Source organism: Pseudomonas sp. PA-5-4B, assembly GCF_021606215.1.
GTDB classification, from domain to species: Bacteria; Pseudomonadota; Gammaproteobacteria; order Pseudomonadales; family Pseudomonadaceae; genus Aquipseudomonas; species Aquipseudomonas edaphica.
Genome location: NZ_WKDB01000005.1, coordinates 102,610 through 122,005, shown reverse-complemented (window position 1 = coordinate 122,005; position 19,396 = coordinate 102,610). Strand labels below are relative to the sequence as shown.

At 59.7% G+C, this 19,396-nt stretch carries 18 protein-coding genes; 7 read left to right on the top strand and 11 right to left on the bottom strand.

Annotated features, from left to right (window positions below; genetic code table 11):
- Positions 1 to 23: 23 nt before the first annotated feature.
- Genes alc through puuE form a run of 3 tightly spaced genes read right to left on the bottom strand, consistent with a single transcriptional unit; the run spans position 24 to position 2,499 of the window.
- The gene (gene alc / locus GIW28_RS04630) at positions 24 to 1,019 is read right to left on the bottom strand and encodes an allantoicase (protein WP_017137848.1); all 996 of its coding nucleotides are present in this window, start codon (positions 1,017 to 1,019) and stop codon (positions 24 to 26) included.
- A gap of 41 nt (positions 1,020 to 1,060) precedes the next feature.
- Positions 1,061 to 1,576, bottom strand: coding sequence for a 2-oxo-4-hydroxy-4-carboxy-5-ureidoimidazoline decarboxylase (gene uraD, locus GIW28_RS04625; protein ID WP_017137847.1), 516 nt, complete (start codon positions 1,574 to 1,576; stop codon positions 1,061 to 1,063).
- Positions 1,573 to 2,499 (bottom strand): allantoinase PuuE, encoded by a 927-nt coding sequence (gene puuE / locus GIW28_RS04620; protein WP_056861105.1) that lies wholly within the window; start codon positions 2,497 to 2,499, stop codon positions 1,573 to 1,575. The genes uraD and puuE overlap by 4 nt, the downstream gene beginning before the upstream one ends.
- A gap of 390 nt (positions 2,500 to 2,889) precedes the next feature.
- On the opposite strand from puuE, the gene uraH reads away from it, so the two are divergent.
- Both uraH and GIW28_RS04610 read left to right on the top strand, forming a co-directional pair.
- Positions 2,890 to 3,243, top strand: coding sequence for a hydroxyisourate hydrolase (gene uraH, locus GIW28_RS04615; protein WP_017137845.1), 354 nt, complete (start codon positions 2,890 to 2,892; stop codon positions 3,241 to 3,243).
- A gap of 163 nt (positions 3,244 to 3,406) precedes the next feature.
- Positions 3,407 to 8,641 (top strand): dermonecrotic toxin domain-containing protein, encoded by a 5,235-nt coding sequence (locus GIW28_RS04610; RefSeq protein WP_236458929.1) that lies wholly within the window; start codon positions 3,407 to 3,409, stop codon positions 8,639 to 8,641.
- Here the strand turns inward: GIW28_RS04610 and GIW28_RS04605 are convergent.
- The 3 genes from GIW28_RS04605 to GIW28_RS04595 all read right to left on the bottom strand — a co-directional run bounded on the left by GIW28_RS04605 (position 8,631) and on the right by GIW28_RS04595 (position 11,331).
- Positions 8,631 to 9,257, bottom strand: coding sequence for a LysE family translocator (locus GIW28_RS04605; RefSeq protein WP_099548913.1), 627 nt, complete (start codon positions 9,255 to 9,257; stop codon positions 8,631 to 8,633). The two genes, GIW28_RS04610 and GIW28_RS04605, sit on opposite strands and share 11 nt — an antisense overlap.
- Positions 9,258 to 9,322: 65 nt before the next feature.
- The gene (locus tag GIW28_RS04600; protein WP_017137842.1) at positions 9,323 to 10,669 is read right to left on the bottom strand and encodes an NCS2 family permease; all 1,347 of its coding nucleotides are present in this window, start codon (positions 10,667 to 10,669) and stop codon (positions 9,323 to 9,325) included.
- Between the two features lie 227 nt (positions 10,670 to 10,896).
- On the bottom strand, positions 10,897 to 11,331 hold the full coding sequence (locus GIW28_RS04595) for a MarR family winged helix-turn-helix transcriptional regulator (protein WP_236446100.1): 435 nt from the start codon (positions 11,329 to 11,331) through the stop codon (positions 10,897 to 10,899).
- A gap of 81 nt (positions 11,332 to 11,412) precedes the next feature.
- Here GIW28_RS04595 and GIW28_RS04590 point away from each other — a divergent pair, with 81 nt between their 5' ends.
- A complete protein-coding gene (locus tag GIW28_RS04590; protein WP_236446098.1) occupies positions 11,413 to 12,579 on the top strand; it encodes an aminotransferase-like domain-containing protein in 1,167 nt (388 codons plus the stop codon).
- A gap of 10 nt (positions 12,580 to 12,589) precedes the next feature.
- Positions 12,590 to 13,192, top strand: coding sequence for a glutathione S-transferase family protein (locus GIW28_RS04585; protein ID WP_170037786.1), 603 nt, complete (start codon positions 12,590 to 12,592; stop codon positions 13,190 to 13,192).
- Between the two features lie 69 nt (positions 13,193 to 13,261).
- Here the strand turns inward: GIW28_RS04585 and GIW28_RS04580 are convergent, their stop codons facing one another.
- A complete protein-coding gene (locus GIW28_RS04580; RefSeq protein ID WP_236446096.1) occupies positions 13,262 to 14,158 on the bottom strand; it encodes a LysR family transcriptional regulator in 897 nt (298 codons plus the stop codon).
- Positions 14,159 to 14,269: 111 nt separating this feature from the next.
- Between GIW28_RS04580 and GIW28_RS04575 the strand changes: the two genes are divergently transcribed.
- From GIW28_RS04575 to GIW28_RS04565, 3 genes are read left to right on the top strand one after another with little or no spacing between them, the layout of a single operon-like run.
- A complete protein-coding gene (locus GIW28_RS04575; RefSeq protein ID WP_099548917.1) occupies positions 14,270 to 15,562 on the top strand; it encodes a CitMHS family transporter in 1,293 nt (430 codons plus the stop codon).
- Position 15,563: 1 nt separating this feature from the next.
- Positions 15,564 to 16,886: an acyclic terpene utilization AtuA family protein gene (locus GIW28_RS04570; RefSeq protein ID WP_169984790.1), complete on the top strand. Its 1,323-nt coding sequence runs from the start codon at positions 15,564 to 15,566 to the stop codon at positions 16,884 to 16,886.
- Positions 16,883 to 17,197: an AtuA-related protein gene (locus GIW28_RS04565; protein WP_017137835.1), complete on the top strand. Its 315-nt coding sequence runs from the start codon at positions 16,883 to 16,885 to the stop codon at positions 17,195 to 17,197. Before GIW28_RS04570 ends, GIW28_RS04565 begins: the two co-directional genes overlap by 4 nt.
- Before the next feature lie 138 nt (positions 17,198 to 17,335).
- Here GIW28_RS04565 and GIW28_RS04560 read toward each other — a convergent pair whose 3' ends face one another.
- The 4 genes from GIW28_RS04560 to GIW28_RS04545 all read right to left on the bottom strand — a co-directional run bounded on the left by GIW28_RS04560 (position 17,336) and on the right by GIW28_RS04545 (position 19,387).
- Complete coding sequence (locus tag GIW28_RS04560) at positions 17,336 to 17,707, bottom strand: glutathione S-transferase N-terminal domain-containing protein (protein WP_017137834.1); 372 nt, start codon at positions 17,705 to 17,707, stop codon at positions 17,336 to 17,338.
- Between the two features lie 102 nt (positions 17,708 to 17,809).
- The gene (gene folE / locus GIW28_RS04555; protein ID WP_003442011.1) at positions 17,810 to 18,355 is read right to left on the bottom strand and encodes a GTP cyclohydrolase I FolE; all 546 of its coding nucleotides are present in this window, start codon (positions 18,353 to 18,355) and stop codon (positions 17,810 to 17,812) included.
- A 78-nt stretch (positions 18,356 to 18,433) separates the two neighbouring features.
- Positions 18,434 to 18,991: a Smr/MutS family protein gene (locus GIW28_RS04550; protein WP_017137833.1), complete on the bottom strand. Its 558-nt coding sequence runs from the start codon at positions 18,989 to 18,991 to the stop codon at positions 18,434 to 18,436.
- A 75-nt stretch (positions 18,992 to 19,066) separates the two neighbouring features.
- Positions 19,067 to 19,387 (bottom strand): hypothetical protein, encoded by a 321-nt coding sequence (locus GIW28_RS04545; protein WP_056861118.1) that lies wholly within the window; start codon positions 19,385 to 19,387, stop codon positions 19,067 to 19,069.
- Between the last annotated feature and the right edge of the window lie 9 nt (positions 19,388 to 19,396).

Here is a 19,396-nt window from a genome sequence, read left to right as displayed (position 1 = left end):
CTTGCCTGCGATGGGCTCACCGCTTATTTAGCGACTTTACCGAGGACCCGCAGGCGGCTCACACCACCATCCGGGAACACGTTCAGGCGGATGTGGGTAATCGGCCCCAGTGCCTTGATCTGCTCGGCAAACGTGTGTTCAGCGTGCATTTCCAGTTTCTGCGCCGGCAGCAGCTCGCGCCAGAACAGCGATTGGGTTTCGATCTGGCTGTCGGTGCCGCCCTTCACGAACGCGCCCTGGATCGAGCAAGTGTCCGGGTAGTTGCCCTTGAAGTGCAGGGTGTCGACCACGATTTTCTCGATCTCGCCGGGGTGGCCCAGGGCGACGATCACCCAGTCATTGCCTGGCGTACGACGACGGGCGGTTTCCCAGCCGTCGCCCATGTTGATGCCACGGCCCGGGTTGAGGATGTTGCTCATGCGGCCGAAGTGTTCGTCGGAGCACGCCAGGGCGCGACCGCCGTTGAGGGCCGCTGCCAGGTCGACCTGTTCGTTGTCGCCCACCGAGGACCAGTCGCGGAACGGCACGCCGTACACACGCAGACGGGCCACACCGCCGTCCGGGTAGATGTTGAAACGCAGGTGGCTGAACGCCTGGTCGTTGTTGATCTCGTGGTAGTGGTGGCTGTTGCCTTGCAGCTCCACGGCCGACAGCACTTCCACCCACTGGGTGTTGGCGTCCGGCTCGCCCGAGGCCAGGAAGCAGGCTTCCAGGGAGGCCGATGGCGGGAAGTTGCCGGTGAAGAATGAAGTGTCGATGTCCACGCCCTTGATCGAGCCGGGTACGCCGAGGCGGATCACCGCGCTGTCGTAGCCTTCGAAGCGCTTGCGGCGTGACTCCCAGCCGTCCATCCACTTGCCGTTGTCATCGAAAACGCCCTCCTTCCACACGGCCGGGGTCGGCTGGAACAGGCGGTTGGCGTCAGCGAACCAGTCATCGGTCACCGAGATGATCTTGGTGCCCAGGCGGGCATCGGCCAGGTTGACGAACTTTTCGAAAGGTACGGCGTAAGCTTTCATTCTTCTTGTCTGCCTTAGATAGAGTGGCTGGGGATGGTCTGTTAGAGGGTCAGTAAACGGAACAACGCGATCTTGTTGATCTCGGCCAGCGCGCATTTGAACTCGGCGTCTGCCGAATTGTGAATGCGCGTTTCGAACGCAGCGAGGATCTGATGCCGGTTGCTGCCTTTTACCGCCATGATGAAGGGAAACTTGAACTTGGCCTTGTAGGCATCGTTCAGCTCGGTGAAGCGCGAGAACTCTTCGGCCGTGCATTGGTGAATCCCCGCGCCAGCTTGCTCATCGGTGCTGGCTTGGGTCAGTTGGCCCTGGACGGCAGCTTTGCCGGCCAGGTCCGGGTGAGCGTTGATCAGCGCCAGCTGGCTGGCATGATCGGCGCTTAACAGGATATCGCTCATGCGCTGGTGCAGGGTTTCGATCTGGTCGACCGAGCTGTCCTGGCCCAGGTCGAAGGCCTTTTCGGCCACCCATGGCGAGTGTTCGTAGATATCGGCGAAAGCGGCGACAAATTCATCGCGGCTCAGGGTCGATGGCTTCAGGGTCTGGAACGCAGTCATTTCGCCGCTCCCGTGTGCGGGTGGGTTTCGTGCCAGTGACGGGCGATGTCAACGCGACGGGTGAACCACACCTGTTCATGGCCTTTGGCGTATTCGATAAACCGTTTTAACGAAGCCAGGCGTGCAGGGCGGCCGATCAGGCGGCAGTGCAGGCCGATGGAAAGCATCTTCGGCGCCTCGGCCCCTTCGGCATACAACACGTCGAACGCGTCCTTGAGGTACTCGAAAAAGTCATCGCCCTTGTTGAAACCCTGCACCTGGGTGAAGCGCATGTCGTTGGTGTCCAGGGTATAAGGGATCACCAAATGCGGCTTGCCGGTCGGGTTGTTCGGCTCCCAGTAGGGCAGGTCGTCGTCATAGGTGTCGCAGTCGTACAGGAAACCGCCTTCCTCCATCACCAGCCGACGCGTATTGGGGCCAGTGCGGCCGGTGTACCAACCCAATGGGCGCTCGCCGGTCAGTTCGGTGAGGATGCGGATGGCTTCGAGCATGTGCTCGCGCTCCTGGGCCTCGTCCATGTACTGGTAGTCGATCCAGCGGTAGCCGTGGCTGCAGATCTCGTGGCCGGCCTCGACCATCGCGCGAATCACATCCGGGTGGCGCTGGGCGGCCATGGCGACGGCGAAGATGGTCAGCGGGATATCGAATTCTTTAAACAGCTTGAGGATGCGCCACACACCCGCACGGCTGCCGTACTCGTACAGCGACTCCATGCTCATGTTGCGGGCGCCTTGCAGCGGCTGGGCCGAGACCATTTCCGAGAGGAAGGCTTCGGACTCTTTATCACCGTGCAAAATGTTGCGCTCACCGCCTTCTTCGTAGTTGAGTACGAACGACAGCGCAATGCGTGCCTTGCCCGGCCAGTGGGGGTGAGGAGGGTTACTGCCGTAACCGATCAGGTCGCGTGGGTAGTCAGCGCTCACTGCAGTCTTCCTTCTTGTTCGTGATAGCAAGTGTGTGTGGCGGCCGGGCAGTGAAAAGACTGGGTGGCGTCACAGCGATGAGTGATTGTATACAACTTATCTGTCACTTTGTAAGCCTACATTTCTGCATTTTTTCTGTATCGCCGGGTTCATATGCTGTAGCAAGAAACTTGCCTGACTGGTCAGTTAATGGACAAAAGGTCGTTTAAAAGCAAGGTTTACTCACGAATTGACTCATCGAGCAACACCGACGGGAAGATCCAAAGCTTTGTGATTTTTATTGTGTACAATTTTTTTAAAAAGTGTCTTAATCAGCCATCGCCGGCTTTTTCGATGCCCTGAAAAAGTGCAGGTTTCTCTTTTACTGACTTCAGGAGGCGCGTAGACGCCATGGGACGTTTGACCACACACGTTTTGGACGCCGCACACGGCTGCCCCGGTAGCAATATCAAGGTCGAGCTGTACCGCGTCGACGGCGCGCAGCTGGAACGGGTTGCTACTGCCACCACCAACAGCGACGGCCGTTGCGATGCGCCGCTGCTGCAAGGCGACGACTACCGCAGCGGTGTTTACCAACTGCAATTCAGCGCCGGCGACTACTACCGCGCCCGTGGTGTGCAATTGCCGGAACCGGCGTTTCTCGACGTCGTCGTGCTGCGTTTTGGCATCAGCGCCGAACAGGATCACTACCATGTGCCTTTACTGATTTCGCCTTACAGCTACTCCACCTATCGCGGTAGCTGAGTCGTCACCTCGCTTCACACCCCCAAAGCTCTTCGTTGGTTTTTTGCCCGCCCACACTGCGGGCTTTTTTTATTCTGAATGGCTCACGGGCCGCCCAAGTATGTAACGCACCTGGGGCGGTCGAGGTACCTAGGCTCGGCTTTTCTGTATGGAACAGTCCGCCATGAGTACCGACACCACCGCCTGGTTGGCCGCTGAGGCTGCTGCGGCGCAAACGCTTAATTTTGATGACCCGCAAACCTCGGACGCGCAGCGTGATGCGGCGATTCGCACACTCCTGACCCGACGGCTAAACGCGGTCACGCAGCCCAGTCTTGAAATCAATCGCCTGTACGAAGCCCAAGCCAGGGCCAGAGAGGCGGTAAAACTCTTAAAAGACTTGATTGGGCATGCGCCGAGAGTCTTGGGCATTATCCGGGGCGCATTACGCAAGGCCTTTGCGCTGGACCCCGATACGCTGTTGTTCACCGAGTTCCGGCCGCCGCCTTTGCCCCAGAAGGTCTACAGCCTGACCGAAAAAGGCTTGGCACTTCTCATTGATCCGGATGTGCCGCTGGACATTAACCAGTTCACTACATTGCGTATCAAGGACGAACCGGCACGGACGTTGCCGTTTACCGCTTGGGATGCGTTGGTACGTGTGAAGGGGTTGGCGCTGCTCGGTCAGGTTGAGAAGGCTGAACGAGACTATTGGCAGCAACTGGCCTATGGCTCCTGGCTGACGCGCAAGCAGCGTTGGGTCCAGTTACGAAAATCCTTGTTCGCCGAGCATGCACTGCTGGCCCATCGCGTTTACCAGCTCTCGGACCGCGGCTTTGCCATGGTCCGTAAAGTCATGGAGATTCCGGGTGCCGATGCGCGACGCAGGGCGGCAGGCGACTGGGCGAGTATTCAAGTGAGCAGGGTGGCGTGGCCTGGCACAAATCGGGCGCTGGTTCCTGTGCCGGGCGCTTTGCATATTTATCGTGATGACATCGCGGGGGACACGCCCCATGTGATTTATCTGCCGGGTCTGATTCGTGAGTTTTACGAGTTCAGTTCCTGGTATCGAATGCAATGTGATCTGCCTGCGCTGGTCAACGGCCCTTTGAGCCAGGTGCTATGGCAGTGTTTGCCACTGCGCCGTTGGCATGAGCTGTGTAACACACCCAGTGTTACGCCTCAGGCGTTTACCCTTCAGCTTATGGGTGTACACCAGGAAGACGTGTTGCTTGCCAGTGCGACCGAGCTGCTGGAGGCGCAGTGGGATAACGAGGTGGCCTGTGCATTGTCAATCAACCCTGCGGCTGTGGGCGTTCAAGGTGTGGGGCAATTCAACGCTCCTGAGGTGAAACGCTTCCTCAAATTCATCGAAAAAGGCCGTCGCCGGCTGGCATGCAGCCTCCTGCTGGGAAACAGCCTGGACGCCTTGCCGGAGTGGGATCATCAGCGCCGCAGCGGTGAGATTGTGTGTGCAAGTTTGACGCCGGACCTCGCCCTCAAGACCCGTGAAGCGCAACTCAAACGTTACGAAAAAGGCTTGATGGCCCTGCTGGATCCGACGGATGTGGGCAAAAGCACTGCACCCTATCAAGACTTTTTGAACCTCGATCAGCGATGGCAGGAACAAGTGAGCACCGTGAGTCAATTGGCCCATGCCCCGCACGAGCGCATGTTTGAAAAGGCGTTCTGGCTTGAACAGCCTTTGGGCACGTCTAATCGCGGCTCATTGGTGGGGACTGCCCTGCGCCGGGCTTTGCTTCTGGAAGCCCAGATGCAGCAACAGTTGAACCTGATGCCTTCCGTGCATCTGGAGCGATTGAATACGGTATTGAGTGAGTCTTGGGTGCCTGGCGACAGTGCTGCTGATACCTGTGTATTGCAAGTAACGGTCGGCAGTGAGTCCGGCCAGTTGTACCCGCTGCTGGGGGCTCTGCTCGTGACCACCCACCAGGCCCTGGCTCACCCGAGTGGCCCACACTCAGTATTGTTATACGTGACGGGTCTGTATGGCGGGCTTGTGCCCTTTGACAACGTGAACGCGTTCGCCAAGGGGCTTCAAGCCAGCCTGAAAAGCCGCGATGGCTCCGTGTTGTGGCGCTGCATCGAGCGTGATCACCGTGTGGCTGCGCGGGGCTGGATCCAGGCGTTGCCCAAGGATGCGCCATTGGTAGTGAGTTATGAGGCCATCAAGCGCACGATGCTCAAAGACTTGTTCATTAAGCTAATGCAACGTTACGCGGCGTTGAACAAACGTGTGGGCAGGGGTGTTCGGTTGTTCAGTGAGGTGAGCGATCCGCAGTTGAGCCGAATGTTACTGGCCCAGGAGTTGTTCGAGTGCCTGCAAGTACCCGCCAATGATGCTCGCACACTGGCCTTGGCCAATATCAACCTGTTGCAGATGGCAGCCACTCAGGCGAAAAAACTCCCCTCGTGGTTGGGCATTGCCTCAACCGGTAGTCGAAGACACTACAAACGATTGTTACGCCGTTACCTGATGAATGCCTTTGCGGTGGAGAACAAACTGTGGCGGGATTTACCGGACTTGGAGTCATTCGCCCGTAATGGCTTGATTGCGCGATTGACTCGGGACGGGTTTTACCCGCGACTGGATATCGACAAACCCCTGATAGATTTGCCCGATGATGTCAGCTCCCAATTGTGTGGCTGGTCGAGTCAGTGCGCAGTGGGCGATCGCGATACAAAAAAGGTCGTCAGCTCGCAGCGCACCACTTTCAGCCTGCTGCAATTAGCGTTGCATAACCTTGACCCCAAGGCACCCTGGACCCGCTGGCGATTAAATCGCGCACGCTGGCTGGACCCCGCCTGGAAAGAGCGCTTGAGCGTGCGTTACCTGATCAACACCCTGTCATCGCTCGATCTTGGGGGCGAGTACGACAAGCGGATCCTCAAGGCATTTTATCCGCCGACGTCTACTCCGGCCACGTCTCCTGGGCTCTCACAGGCTTTGGTCTATAGGGCTTTGCGACAACGCGCTCAGATGCAGCTGTACTCTGCGGTCCAGCAAGGTTTGAGTGATAAAGCGCAGCGTCTGTTTACCCTGGCGATGGCCGCTGGGTCGGCAAGTGACCTGAAAAAAGATGGGTTCGACGTAGAGTTGGCGGTTCTGCGCCTGATGGACGCAACCCCAGAACATGATCGGCACATTGCTGGCTTATTGTTCATTCATGACAGGTTATCAAAGCTCTGTGTGGTGTATTGGCCCATGGCTGCGGCAAGCCGGGTGATTGTTGCGTATGCCAGTCTGGACGAAGCAGAAAAGGCGTTGAATCTTATCGGCGCACTCCCCGAAAACCAGAAGGCGTTGGCGCGCCAGGTGGCGCCAGGCTGGGAGGCGCAGGCGCTGGCCGGCTACCCCGGTCAAGACCTAGAGGTGCAACCCCGCAGGCCTCATTCGCTTGAGCCGGGTCAACCCGTTCTATATCGTTTTGTTGCCATGCTTGTGGAGTTTTTTTTGGCCCCGCACAAAAAACCGGCGGTGGACAATGAAAGCATCGAGGCATTGATCAAGGAGCAAATCGAGTCGCAGCCTGAACATTGGTTAGCGGCTGCGCCCACCACCTGTGGCAATGCCATGGCGTTGTTGGCCCACGCCAAGGTGTTCGATCTGCAACGGCGTACCCAAGCCCAATCCCAGTCTTCCCAGGCGCTGGAGCAATACCGCGAGCAGCGTTTGGGCGAGCAGCACGACGCGACGATTCGCGGGCTGCTGGGCTTTGTCCCGGTACTGGGTGTTGGCATCAGCCTGTATGAAATGCTGCTTGCAGCGCGGCGCTATCATCACAGCGGGTCTGCCCATGATGCTGTGGATGTGGCGTTCTTGACGATGCTTGCGTTCTTCGACGTGCTGACATCCTTTGGCCCTTCCGCGAAAGGCGCGCGCGTGTCGCGTGTCGCTTTAGGCCGCTTGCATCGCCATCAAGGGGTCACGCTCGGTACCCGCGCAGGCCTGAAACCGTCACCGATCAAGCCACGTCACCTGCTGGAGCACTTCCAGTCCCCTGATGGACTGGATGGGGCCATTGAATTGGCGGGGCCGGGCGCTAAAGGGCGGTACGCGAAAGATGGCCGGCAGTTTATTCGTGAGGGTAAAGATATTTACCCGGTATATCAGCGTGAGAACGAATGGGGACTGCGACTGAAAAAGAGCCAGGGAGAAGGGCAAGATGAACTGATTTTAAACATCGAGCAGCCCCACGAGTGGCAGTTAGGGGCCGATGCACCGGTGCCCGGGCCGAGTTCAGGCGTATGGCAACCTTGGGCGCCCACCAGGAGCGCAGCGGATTGGTCACCGCCTTCGCGTACGGGCCTGGAAGCGAACTTGCGCGCGTTGCCTGTGCCCACCAGTGCCTGGCAGGCGTGGGGTTTTCGGCGCAGTGACGCACTGATCGAAGTACCGCCCCTGGGCCGCAATATATACCGGGTGGCTGCAACGCCGGGTGCGGCGGCTTTTGATCTCTTGCGACTAGGGCCTGATTACTATCGGTTGTTGCCCCAGGGTACAAACGCGTCGTCTTCGAGCATCGTCTTTATAATGAGAAACCAGGATGTTTCGTTCAGGGCATCCGTGGATATAGAGCGCTGGCTGGGCGTGGCTGCTGCTGAGCAGCCGATACCGGCGACCCTGGGTGCCAATGGGCTGTGGACGCCCCATCAAGTGCTGTTTAATGAACGCCTGGACGTCACGGTGGGGCGGGCGTTTCCTGCTATGACCCCGGGCAGCAGGCGGTTTGTCGCCGACCGGCTCACTGAGTTGGCGGACACCGGCCCCAGGGTGACGGCCACGCACTTACTCAATATCAGGGCGACACTCGACCGTTGGACGGCCCCGGGAAACCCGGACCGCCTGCCCGATCTGCTGAGAATGCTACGGCCTGCGGGCGAGCCGGGTGCCCTCACCATTAACATAGGGATCGATGGGGTAGCGCCGGGAGGCACGCGGCTGGATTTCACGCCGCCCTTACACCTTGATCCCTCGTTGCTCAGGCGCAGCCGCGGCAACGGCGTACTTCGTTCGCGAGCTGTTCACACAGCTGTCAGGCAGATACTCGAAAGATATGGATTCACCGTCAGGAGCATTCCAAGGCGGCATGGCGGGGCCAGTACGAGGGACTTTTACTGCACCCATCCGCATTCGAGTTCGGTTTACTTTGTGCTGAATAATTGGGTCGATAATCGCAACGTCAGCCTGCGTTCCAGGGTGGCCCCGCAGCTCTCCGAGGCTTGGTTTCGCGAGCGTATCGGTTCGCAGTCGCCATTCTCGGCGGAGTTTGCCGCCATTGATCAAGCCATGACACAAAACCGTCTGGTTCGGATCGTTGCAGGCATTCAGTGGCAAGTTCGTTATGGAGAGCCCGCCAGTGTGTATTTTGCCAAAGTCGCGCCGTTTAACCCTTGAGCAGCGCTGCGGTTGCCGCCCCGCCAAATAGCGTGGCACTGACGCGATTGAACCAGCTCTGGCCCGCGCCGCTGCGCAGGTAACGCGCGGCACCGTGGGCGCCGAGGCCGTAAGCCAGCTTGCAGAGCAAGTCGAGTACGGTCCAGGTCGCGATCATGATCAGCAGTTGCGGCAGAAACGGCTGCTGGCTACTGAGGAACTGCGGCAGGAAGGCGGCGAAGAACAGGATGTCCTTGGGGTTGCTGGCGCCCAGCACAAAGGCCCGGCCGAACAGTGCGCGAAAACGCGGCACCGCCGGCGCCTGCGGTACCTCGGCGCCATGGGTTGGCAGGCGAGATTGCTGCCAGCTCTGCCAGGCCAGATAGAACAGGTACAGTGCGCCGATGATTTTCAAGGCGCTGAACAACTGCTCGGAGGCCAGCAACAATGCTCCCAGGCCCAGAGCCGAGGCGCTCAACAGGCAGATCGAGGCAAACACTCCGCCCAGGAACGCCGGGTACGAACGGCGCAGGCCGTAGTTGAGGCTGTTGCTGATCATCAACAGCGACAACGGCCCGGGGATCAGGATCACCACCAGTGCCGCACCACTGAACAACAGCCAGGTATCCAGGTTCATCTACATTTCTCCCTCTATGCAAAAGCCCCACCCGAAGGTGAGGCGGTTTTTCAGCCGTTCCCGAACTACAGGAAGATGAACTTGGCGATAAAGATCGCGCACAGCACCCACAGGCTGACAGAAATCTCACGGTACTTGCCGGTGCCTGCCTTGAGCGCCACGTAAGTGATAAAGCCCAAGGCAATCCCGTCGGCGACCGAGAAGGTCAACGGCATCATGATCGCGGTGACAATCGCCGGAATGCTGTCGGTGGCCTCATCCCAGTTGATATGGGCCATGCTCGCCATCATCAGCATCGCCACGTAAATCAGCGCGCCGGCGGTGGCATACGCCGGAATCATTCCCGCCAGTGGCGCAAAAAACATCGCGGCCACGAACAGGATGCCCACGGTTACGGCGGTCAGCCCGGTGCGACCACCTGCGGCCACACCCGCCGCGCTTTCCACATAGCTGGTCACCGGCGGCACACCGACCATGGCGCCAAATACGCTGGAGGCACTGTCGGCCTTCAGCGCACGGGACAGGTTATCGATCTTGCCATCGGCGTTGACCAGTCCGGCCCGTTGCGCGACGCCCATCAGTGTACCCGCGGTGTCGAACATGTGTACAAAAAGAAAAGCAAATACCACGCTTATCATGCTTACATTGAATACACCTTTTATGTCCATGGCCATCCATGTCGGCGCCAGGCTCGGTGGGGTTGAGAGAATACCGTTGTAGTGCACCAGGCCCAGGCCCCACCCGGCGAGGGTCACGGCGATGATGCTGATCAGGATCGCGCCGAATACCCGGTGATAGCTGAGGATCGCAATCAACAGGAAGCACACGGCCGCCAGCAAGGGCGCAGGCTCGTGCAGCGAACCGAGCTTGATCAAGGTGGCCGGGCTGTCGACGATGATACCGGCGGTCTTCAGGCCGATCACCCCAAGGAACAAACCGACGCCTGCGCCCATGGCATGACGCAAGCTCACAGGGATGCTGTTGAGCAGCCATTCACGCACGCGCGACAGTGTCAGGCCCATGAACAGCACGCCGGAAATAAACACTGCGCCCAGCGCGGTTTCCCAGTGGTAGCCCATGGTGCCGACCACGGTGTAGGTGAAAAACGCATTCAGGCCCATACCCGGTGCCAAACCTACCGGCCAGTTGGCGTAAAGCCCCATCAGCAGGCAGCCCAGCGCGGCGGCGATGCAGGTGGCGACGAACGCCGCACCGTGATCGATACCGGCGTCGGCCATGATGTTGGGGTTGACGAAGATGATATAGGCCATGGTGATGAAGGTGGTGAGGCCGGCAATCAACTCGGTCCTCACTGTGGTGCCATGCAAGCGCAGTTTGAACAGGCGTTCCAGCCAGCCGCCTTGCGGTGGGGCGAGGTCCAGCGTAGGGGCTTCGGTTTTTTGGCTATCCACAGCAAGTACTCCTCAAGAGTTTTATTGTTATTTCCAACGCCGGTCACAGAGGTGGGCAGCAGCGCTTTGAGGTACTGGCGGGTTTTGTTGACCAATAGGTCAGGAACTCGCACGAATCGAATTATGCTTTTGTATACAAATAAAGCAAATAATGTTTTCTATTTTGTTTGCGAAAGGGGATGAAAGGCGGATGCGCGGGCGTTTCTTCGGCTTGTTGTGGCATAGGGTTAAGGTTGGCCGGCGAGGGCCTGGTTCACGGCTAGCCAGCCTGCCACGGCGTCTTCACCGGCTTCACTGAACGCACGCTGCAACAGCTTCACCTGTTCGCGGCGCAACGACTGCTCAAAACGCTGGCCTTCTTCCGTCAGTTCCAGCAGGCGTTTGCGCTTGTCGGCCTCGGAGGCAACGCTGTCAACCAGGTGCATTTCCTGCAATTGGCGCAGCGGCATGTTCAACGCCTGCTTGCTCACCCCGAGCAATTCCAGCAACTCCTTCACGCTCAAGGCCGGGTAGCGCGCGATAAAAAATACGATGCGCTGATGCACGCGGCTCAGGCCACGGCGCTCGAGCATTTCGTCGGCCTTGGCGGTAAAAGCCTGGTAGCCGAAGAAAAAGGCTTCCATGGCTTGTTGTTGGCTGCCCTGGTTTTTAAGGTCAAGCATATTGACGTATCCACGCGAGTCGTCGTAATTTCGGTCAACCAGTTTGACGTATTTGCCCCCGACTTCGCTACCGGTGACCCTATGGCCTTCTCTGAACGTGTTACGCGCCTCAAAAGCTCCTTGATCCGTGAAATTCTTGCGGCGGCCCAGCGCCCACAAGTGATGTCGTTCGCCGGTGGCCTGCCCGCCGAAGCCATGTTGCCGGTACTGAATTGGGATGAACTGCCACTGAACATCGGCCAATACGGTATGAGCGAAGGCGAGCCGCAATTGCGTGCACTGCTCGCCGCCGAGGCCCGCGCCTTGGGCTTACCGTGCCAGGCCAGTCAGGTGCTGGTGGTCAGCGGTTCCCAGCAAACCCTCGACCTGGCAGCCAAGCTGTACATCGACAAGGGCACTGAAGTCTTGCTGGAAGGCCCGACCTACCTGGCTGCACTGCAAATTTTCCAATTGTTCGGCGCCGATTGCCTCACCGTGCAACTGGAGGCCGACGGCCCGAACCTGGCTGCCCTGCGCGCCAGCCTCGAACGCCATCGCCCGGCGTTCATCTACCTCATCCCGACCTTCCAGAACCCCTCGGCCGTGCGCTACAGCGAGACCAAGCGCGCAGCCGTGGCCGCCTTGCTCGATGAATTCGGCGTAACCCTGATCGAAGACGAGCCCTACCGCGAGCTGACATTCGACGGCGCCAGTGCGCAGCCCATCGCCGGGCGGTTGAAAAAAGCCAGCTGGATCTACACCGGCACCGTCTCCAAGACCCTGTTGCCGGGGTTGCGCGTCGGTTACCTGATCGCCAGCGAGGATTTGTTCCCGCACCTGCTCAAGCTCAAGCAATCGGCCGACCTGCACACCAACCGCATCGGCCAGTGGCAAGCGATGCAGTGGATCGGCACGCAAAAATACCAGCAACACCTGGCGCAGTTACGCGACTTTTACCGCGAACGTCGCGATGCCTTTCAGTCGGCTCTGGAGCGCCACTTTGGCGACCTGGCCGACTGGCAAGTGCCTCAAGGTGGATTATTCTTCTGGCTGACCTTGAAACAACCCCTCGACACCCGCACCTTGTTGGCGCAAGCATTGGATCAGGACGTGGCGTTCATGCCCGGTGAACCGTTCTTTTCCGAGCCCGATCAACACTTGGGTTCGTTGCGCCTCAATTTCAGCCATATCGACCCGGCCCGTCTGGACGAAGGTCTCAAACGCCTGGCCGCGGTGGTCCGTCAAGCACAGCACGCGCAAGCGGCATAAGGGGAGCCCCATGTACAAGGTTTATGGCGATTACAAGTCGGGCAACTGCTACAAGGTCAAATTGATGCTCAACCTGCTGGGCATCCCGTACCAATGGATCGATATCGACATCCTCAAGGGCGACACCCAGACTGCTGAGTTCCTGGCCAAGAACCCCAATGGCAAGATCCCGGTGCTGGAACTTGAAGACGGCACTTGCCTGTGGGAGTCCAACGCGATTCTCAACTTCCTGGCCGATGGCAGCGAATTTTTGCCGTCCGAGCCACGCCTGCGCACGCAAGTGTTGCAGTGGCAGTTTTTCGAGCAGTACAGCCATGAACCGTATATTGCGGTGGCGCGGTTTATCCAGTTTTACCTGGGCTTGCCCGCAGACCGTCTTGAGGAATACAAGAAGCTGCACAAAGGTGGCTACAAGGCCCTCAAGGTCATGGAGCGCCAACTGCAACTGACCCCGTATCTGGTGGGCGATCAATTCTCCATCGCCGATGTGGCGTTGTATGCCTATACCCATGTGGCCGAGGAGGGTGGGTTTGAGCTGGACGCTTATCCGGGTGTGCAGGCGTGGCTGGCGCGGGTGGCGAGCCATCCAAAACATGTAGCGATGCTTGATTGAGTTCACGCGGTCAAAAATGTGGGAGCTGGCTTGTGTGGGAGCTGGCTCCCACATTGATAGTGTCCAGTTTCAGTTCGATGTTGTGCCAGACAGCTCATCACTCAGCAGCTCAAAGCAACGCTGCGCCGCCGGGCTGAGGCCCATCCCGCTGCGACTGATCAACCCGATCTCGCGGTTCACGCCGGGATGGTCAATATTGATGCGCTTCAACCCCTGCAAACTGTCCGCCGCCGACTCCGGCAACACGCTGATGCCCAGCCCCTGGCGCACCAACGCCAGCACCGTCGACATGTAGTTGGCTTCCATGCCGGCATTCATTGTCAGCCGTGTCTGATCAAACAACGCGTCCACCTGCTCACGCACACTGCTGTCGCGCCCGGTGAGGATGATCGGCTGGTCCGCCAATTGCTCCAAGGTCAGTTGGCGATGGTGGGCGAGGGGATGGCCCAGTGGCACAAACGCACACAACCGATCATTGAGTACCGGCAAAAACACCAGGCCGTGGCTCAGCCGTGCGCGCACACCAATGCCAAAGTCCACCACGCCTTCGCGCACCTGTGCATGAATGCGATGGGCGACCAGGTCATGCAAACGTACTTCGATGCCGGCAAAGCGTTCGCGAAACAGGCGCAAGGCCGGCGGCAGGGCGCCGGCGCACACCGAGGGCAGTGCGGCGATGGTGACCACGCCGCGGCGCAGGGCGGCGAGGTCGCGCGAGCCAGTGACGATGTTGTCCAGGTCCAGCAACAGTTTTTCCATGGGGCCGCGTGCGTCCTCGCCGGCGGCGGTAATGCTCACATGACGAGGGCTGCGGTCGAGCAGGGCGACACCAAGCCAGTCTTCGAGTTGTTGCACCTGCACCGTCAGGGCTGAGGGCGATAAGTGCAACTCGTTGGCGGCCTTGGTGAAACTGCCGGTACGGGCTACGGCTAAAAAGGCTTGTATATGTTGGATGCTGTTCTTCATTTTGTTTTTCCGAACGTGCCAGGCCGAATATTCCAATTTACAAAGACTAACCTGCTTCCAATACTCCAGGGAAAACAATAACCGGCCACCAAGGCCGCTCTGGAGTAACCCATGCTCGCAACCCTGGGTGTCATCACCATCCTGTGCCTGCTCGCTGCCGTCATGAGCAAACGCCTGTCGCCACTGGTGGCGCTGATCGCCTTGCCGATCATCGCCGCACTGCTCGGCGGTTTCGGCCTGCAAACCAGCGCCTTCATCATTACCGGAATCAAGAACGTCGCCCCAGTGGTGGGCATGTTTGTGTTCGCGATTCTGTTTTTCGGGATCATGACCGACGCCGGCATGCTCGACCCCATCATTGATCGCATCCTGCGCACCGTAGGTACGCGTCCTACGCGGATTGTGGTCGGCACCGCGACCCTCGCGCTGCTGGTGCACCTGGACGGCTCCGGCGCTGTGACGTTTCTGGTGACGGTGCCGGCGATGCTGCCGCTGTATACGCGGTTGGGCATCGACAAACGTATCCTCGCGTGTGTCTGCGCCATGGCCGCCGGGGTCAATTTCCTGCCGTGGACCGGCCCGGTGCTGCGCTCGTCGGCGGCCTTGCATGTGCCGGTGGCCGACCTGTTCCAGCCGCTGATCCCGGTGCAGATCGTCGGCCTGGTCTTCGTGTTTGCCTGCGCCTGGTGGCTGGGCCGTCGTGAAGAAAAACGTCTGGGCCTGGGCGCCGGTTCCTCGGTGGAGGCGGTACCGCAACGGGTGCTCAGCGACGAGGACATCAAGCTACGGCGCCCACGGCTGTTCTGGGTCAACCTGTTGCTGACCGTGCTGGTAATGGTGGTGATGATTGCCGGCTGGGTCGACCCGGTGGTGATGTTTATGCTCGGCACCGTGGTGGCGCTGTGCATCAACTACCCGAATGTGGATGCCCAACGGGCGCGCATCGATGCCCATGCGAAAACCGCCCTGACCATGGCCAGTATCCTGCTCGCCGCTGGCGTGTTCACCGGCATCATGCAAGGCACTGGCATGCTCAAGGCGATTGCCGAGGTGGCGGTCGCACAGATTCCCGCCGGCCACGGCAAGTTGATCCCGGCGGTGGTGGGCTTTATTTCCATGCCGTTGAGCATGTTGTTTGACCCCGATTCCTACTATTTCGGCGTGATGCCGGTGATCGCCGAGGTCGGCAAAGCCCTGGGCGTCGACCCGCTGCAAGTGGCCCAGGCCTCGTTGCTGGGCGTACACACCACCGGTTTCCCGGTCAGCCCGCTGACGCCTGCGACCTTCCTGCTGGTGGGCCTGTGCAAGATCGAACTGGCCGATCACCAGCGCTTCACTATTCCGTTTCTGTTTGCTGCGTCGGTGTTGATGACCCTGACCGCATTGCTCCTGGGAGTGATTTGAGATGAAAACCTTGCGCATCGGTTCCGGCGCCGGCTACTCCGGCGACCGTATCGAGCCTGCCGTGGAACTGGCCGAACAGGGCGACCTGGATTACCTGGTGTTCGAATGCCTGGCCGAACGCACCATTGCCCTGGCGCAACAGGCGCGTATCAGCGACCCGCAGGGCGGTTACGACCCACTGCTGAGCGAGCGTATGCGCCGGGTGTTGCCATTTGTTGGCTTGAAGGGCCACCGTCGCCTGCGGGTAATTACCAATATGGGCGCGGCCAACCCCGTGGCGGCGGCCGTTGAAGTGCGGCGCATTGCCAACGAGTTGGGCCAGGACCTCAAGGTCGTGGCGGTGGTAGGCGATGACGTGCTGGATGTTTTACAGCCCGAGCAACGCCTGGATAACGGCCAGACCGTTGGCTCTTTGGGCGAGCGGCTGATATCCGCTAACGCCTACCTGGGCGTCGACGGCATCCTTGAAGCCTTGCGCGCCGATGCCGATGTGGTGATCACCGGGCGCGTGGCCGACCCGTCGCTGTTTTTGGCACCGCAGATGTTTGAGTTCGGCTGGGCTGCGGACGACTGGCAGCGGCTGGGGCGCGGCACGTTGGTCGGGCATTTGCTGGAATGCGCGGGCCAGGTCAGCGGCGGTTATTTTGCCGATCCCGGTTTCAAGGATGTGGATGAGCTGGCACGCCTGGGTTTCCCGTTGGCTGAAATCGATGCCGATGGCGAGGCTGTGATCACCAAGGTGGCGGGCTCAGGCGGGCAGGTCAGCCGTGCGACGTGCACCGAGCAGATGATCTACGAAGTACACGACCCGGCGGCTTATCTCACGCCGGACGTGACGGCAGACTTTTCTCAAGTGAGCTTTGTGGAGGAGGGCGTGGATCGCGTCCGTGTCCAAAACGCCAGTGGTCGCGCTCGGCCTGAACAGTTAAAGGTCAGCGTGGGTTACCTGGACGGATGGATCGGTGAAGGGCAGATGTCCTACGGCGGCCCAGGCGCGGTCGCACGGGCTGAGTTGGCGCGGGATATCGTACTCAAGCGCCTGGAACTGATGGGCGTAAAGATGCAAGAGCTACGCGCCGAGCTGATTGGCATGGATTCATTGCACGGCCCACGCAGCAGCGTCGAGCCCTGGGAAGTGCGTCTGCGCGTGGCCGCCCGTTGTGAAAATCGCAGCGAAGCGGTGCGGGTTGGCAATGAAGTGGAGACCCTCTACACCAATGGTCCGTCGGGCGGCGGCGGCGCGAGTAAAAGTGTGCGCCAGGTGGTGGCAGTAGCGTCGTTATTGCTGCCCCGCAGCGTGGTCAACCCGAGGATCGAAGCATGAAACTGCACACACTGGCCCATTCCCGTACCGGCGATAAGGGCGACACTTCGAACATCTCGATCATCGCCTACCGCGCCGAGGATTATCCGTTGCTGTGCGAACAGCTCACGCCCGAGCGCGTCGCCACGTTTTTTGCCGGCTTGCGTGAGCCGGGCGCAGCGCCGGTGCGGCGTTATGAATTGCCCAACGTGCAGGCGCTGAACTTCGTGCTGCCGGGGATCCTGCGCGGCGGCGTGACCCGCTCGCTGGCGCTGGACGCCCATGGCAAGTGCCTGGGCTCGGCCTTATTGGATCTGGTAATACTGACTTAATTACACAGCCAAACAAATGTGGGAGCTGGCTTGCCTGCGATAGCATCAACTCAGTCTACCTGAATCACCGAGGTGCCTGTATCGCAGGCAAGCCAGCTCCCACACAAGCCAGCTCCCACTTGGGTTCTTCAGCGGCTGTCAGACCGCGGCAAACCGCTTGTCGAGGTAATCAATGATTACCTTGGAATCATACATCCAGGTGGTCTGGCCATTCTCTTCGATACGCAGGCACGGCACTTTGATCTTGCCGCCTTGCTCCAGCAGGGTCTGGCGATCCTGTTCGTTGTTTTTCGCGTCCTTGAGCGCCACCGGCACATTCAGGCGGTGCAGGGTGCGGCGAGTCTTCACGCAAAACGGGCAGGCGTGAAACTGATACAGCGTCAGTTCCTTGGCCGCCGCGTTGACCTGTGCCTGTTGCTCGGCAGAACGCTGCTTTTTGCGCGGGCGGGTCAGGAAGTCGCCCGCGATGATGATTTGGCCGAGACCCACTCGAAGTGCTTTGACGAACATGGCTGAAAACCTCTTGCCCATGAAGAAGGGGCCGCAGCTTACCTGAATTTCGCGGGCGAAAAAAAACCGGCGATGAACGCCGGCTTTTCCTTACGCAGCCTGTTACTTGATCAGGCTGAGGAATTCGCTGCGGGTGGCCGCGTTTTCGCGGAACTCACCCAGCATCACCGAAGTGATCATCGACGAATTCTGTTTCTCCACACCGCGCATCATCATGCACATGTGCTTGGCTTCGATCACCACCGCCACGCCCAGGGCGCCAGTCACTTGCATCACTGCATCGGCGATCTGGCGGCTGAGGTTTTCCTGGATCTGCAGGCGGCGCGCATACATGTCGACAATCCGCGCAACCTTCGACAGGCCCAGCACTTTGCCGCTCGGGATATACGCCACATGCGCCTTGCCGATAAACGGCAGCAGGTGGTGTTCGCACAGCGAGTACAACTCGATGTCCTTGACCAGCACCATTTCGCTGTTGTCGGAGCTGAACAAGGCACCGTTGGTGACTTCTTCCAGCGTCTGTTCATAGCCGCGGCAAAGGTACTGCATCGCCTTGGCGGCACGCTTTGGCGTGTCGAGCAGGCCCTCGCGGGAAACGTCCTCGCCGAGCTGGCCGAGGATCGCGGTGTAATTCTGTTCCAGGGACATGAAACTACCTGTGGGATTTTCGCAAAGCGCAAGGTTACGGTGGCGGGCACATCGCTGCAAGCCTGACGATGGCACTTGTTACTCGTCGCGCCCTTCCATCATGGTGCGCTTGAGCATCACATACACCGCACCGGCGCCGCCGTGGCGGGCCTGGCAGGAGGTAAAACCGAGTACCTGGGCATGCTGGCGCAGCCAGGTATTGACGTGGCTCTTGATCATGGGACGCTTGCCGTCCAGGCGCACGGCCTTGCCGTGGGTGACGCGCACGCAGCGGATTTCGAATTTGGTCGCTTCGGCCAGGAAGGCCCAAAGGGTTTCGCGGGCTTTTTCCACGTTCATGCCGTGCAGGTCGAGGCTGCCTTCGAACGGGATCTGGCCGATCTTGAGCTTGCGCATCTGGCTTTCCTGCACGCCGTCGCGAGCCCACATCAGCTCGTCTTCGGGGCCTACATCGATCACGAACTGGTCCGACAGGCCATCCACCGTGGTGGCGTCGGTGCGCACGGTCGCGGCCTGGCGCAACTTGGCGATCTGTGCCCGGTCGGCCTTGGGTTTACCGGTGTCGGCACGATCATGCTTGATCGGCTTGACGCCGCGCAGCTCGTTTTTGAACAGGGAAAAATCGTCGTCTTGCATGTCAGCCTCCGCGAAGGGCGGGCAGTTTACCTAAATCGCGGCGGCCAGGGCGCAGGAAACGCTATCCAAGCGCCATCAGTCGTGCTTTTTCATCAAGTGCGAAGCGATGTTCAGTGACAGCGGCTGACGCATTTTCCGACGGCTACGACGCCATAACCACACACCCAACCACAGCACCAGCAGTCCGATTACCAACAGGATAGCCGAACCGCCGGGGCTGGCATTCAACTCGCCAAGGGCCGGCGAATGACCAAACAGGCCGGCGCCACCAGCGCCGGCCAACAGCAAACCTACAATGGCCAGCAACGCGGCAAAGCCGGCTACCAGGCGCAGACGCCAATTGCTCGGGCCTTTGGGGCGCAAGCGACGAGCGTCAAAACCATCGGATATCTTCATTCCGACCTT

Excerpts from the sequence above, each read along its gene's own strand:
- alc (WP_017137848.1), bottom strand. The coding sequence starts at position 1,019 with ATGAAAGCTTACGCCGTACCTTTCGAAAAGTTCGTCAACCTGGCCGAT.
- uraD (WP_017137847.1), bottom strand. The coding sequence starts at position 1,576 with ATGACTGCGTTCCAGACCCTGAAGCCATCGACCCTGAGCCGCGATGAA.
- uraH (WP_017137845.1), top strand. The coding sequence starts at position 2,890 with ATGGGACGTTTGACCACACACGTTTTGGACGCCGCACACGGCTGCCCC.
- GIW28_RS04610 (WP_236458929.1), top strand. The coding sequence starts at position 3,407 with ATGAGTACCGACACCACCGCCTGGTTGGCCGCTGAGGCTGCTGCGGCG.
- GIW28_RS04605 (WP_099548913.1), bottom strand. The coding sequence starts at position 9,257 with ATGAACCTGGATACCTGGCTGTTGTTCAGTGGTGCGGCACTGGTGGTG.
- GIW28_RS04595 (WP_236446100.1), bottom strand. The coding sequence starts at position 11,331 with ATGCTTGACCTTAAAAACCAGGGCAGCCAACAACAAGCCATGGAAGCC.
- GIW28_RS04590 (WP_236446098.1), top strand. The coding sequence starts at position 11,413 with ATGGCCTTCTCTGAACGTGTTACGCGCCTCAAAAGCTCCTTGATCCGT.
- GIW28_RS04585 (WP_170037786.1), top strand. The coding sequence starts at position 12,590 with ATGTACAAGGTTTATGGCGATTACAAGTCGGGCAACTGCTACAAGGTC.
- GIW28_RS04580 (WP_236446096.1), bottom strand. The coding sequence starts at position 14,158 with ATGAAGAACAGCATCCAACATATACAAGCCTTTTTAGCCGTAGCCCGT.
- GIW28_RS04575 (WP_099548917.1), top strand. The coding sequence starts at position 14,270 with ATGCTCGCAACCCTGGGTGTCATCACCATCCTGTGCCTGCTCGCTGCC.
- GIW28_RS04570 (WP_169984790.1), top strand. The coding sequence starts at position 15,564 with ATGAAAACCTTGCGCATCGGTTCCGGCGCCGGCTACTCCGGCGACCGT.
- GIW28_RS04565 (WP_017137835.1), top strand. The coding sequence starts at position 16,883 with ATGAAACTGCACACACTGGCCCATTCCCGTACCGGCGATAAGGGCGAC.
- GIW28_RS04560 (WP_017137834.1), bottom strand. The coding sequence starts at position 17,707 with ATGTTCGTCAAAGCACTTCGAGTGGGTCTCGGCCAAATCATCATCGCG.
- folE (WP_003442011.1), bottom strand. The coding sequence starts at position 18,355 with ATGTCCCTGGAACAGAATTACACCGCGATCCTCGGCCAGCTCGGCGAG.
- GIW28_RS04550 (WP_017137833.1), bottom strand. The coding sequence starts at position 18,991 with ATGCAAGACGACGATTTTTCCCTGTTCAAAAACGAGCTGCGCGGCGTC.
- GIW28_RS04545 (WP_056861118.1), bottom strand. The coding sequence starts at position 19,387 with ATGAAGATATCCGATGGTTTTGACGCTCGTCGCTTGCGCCCCAAAGGC.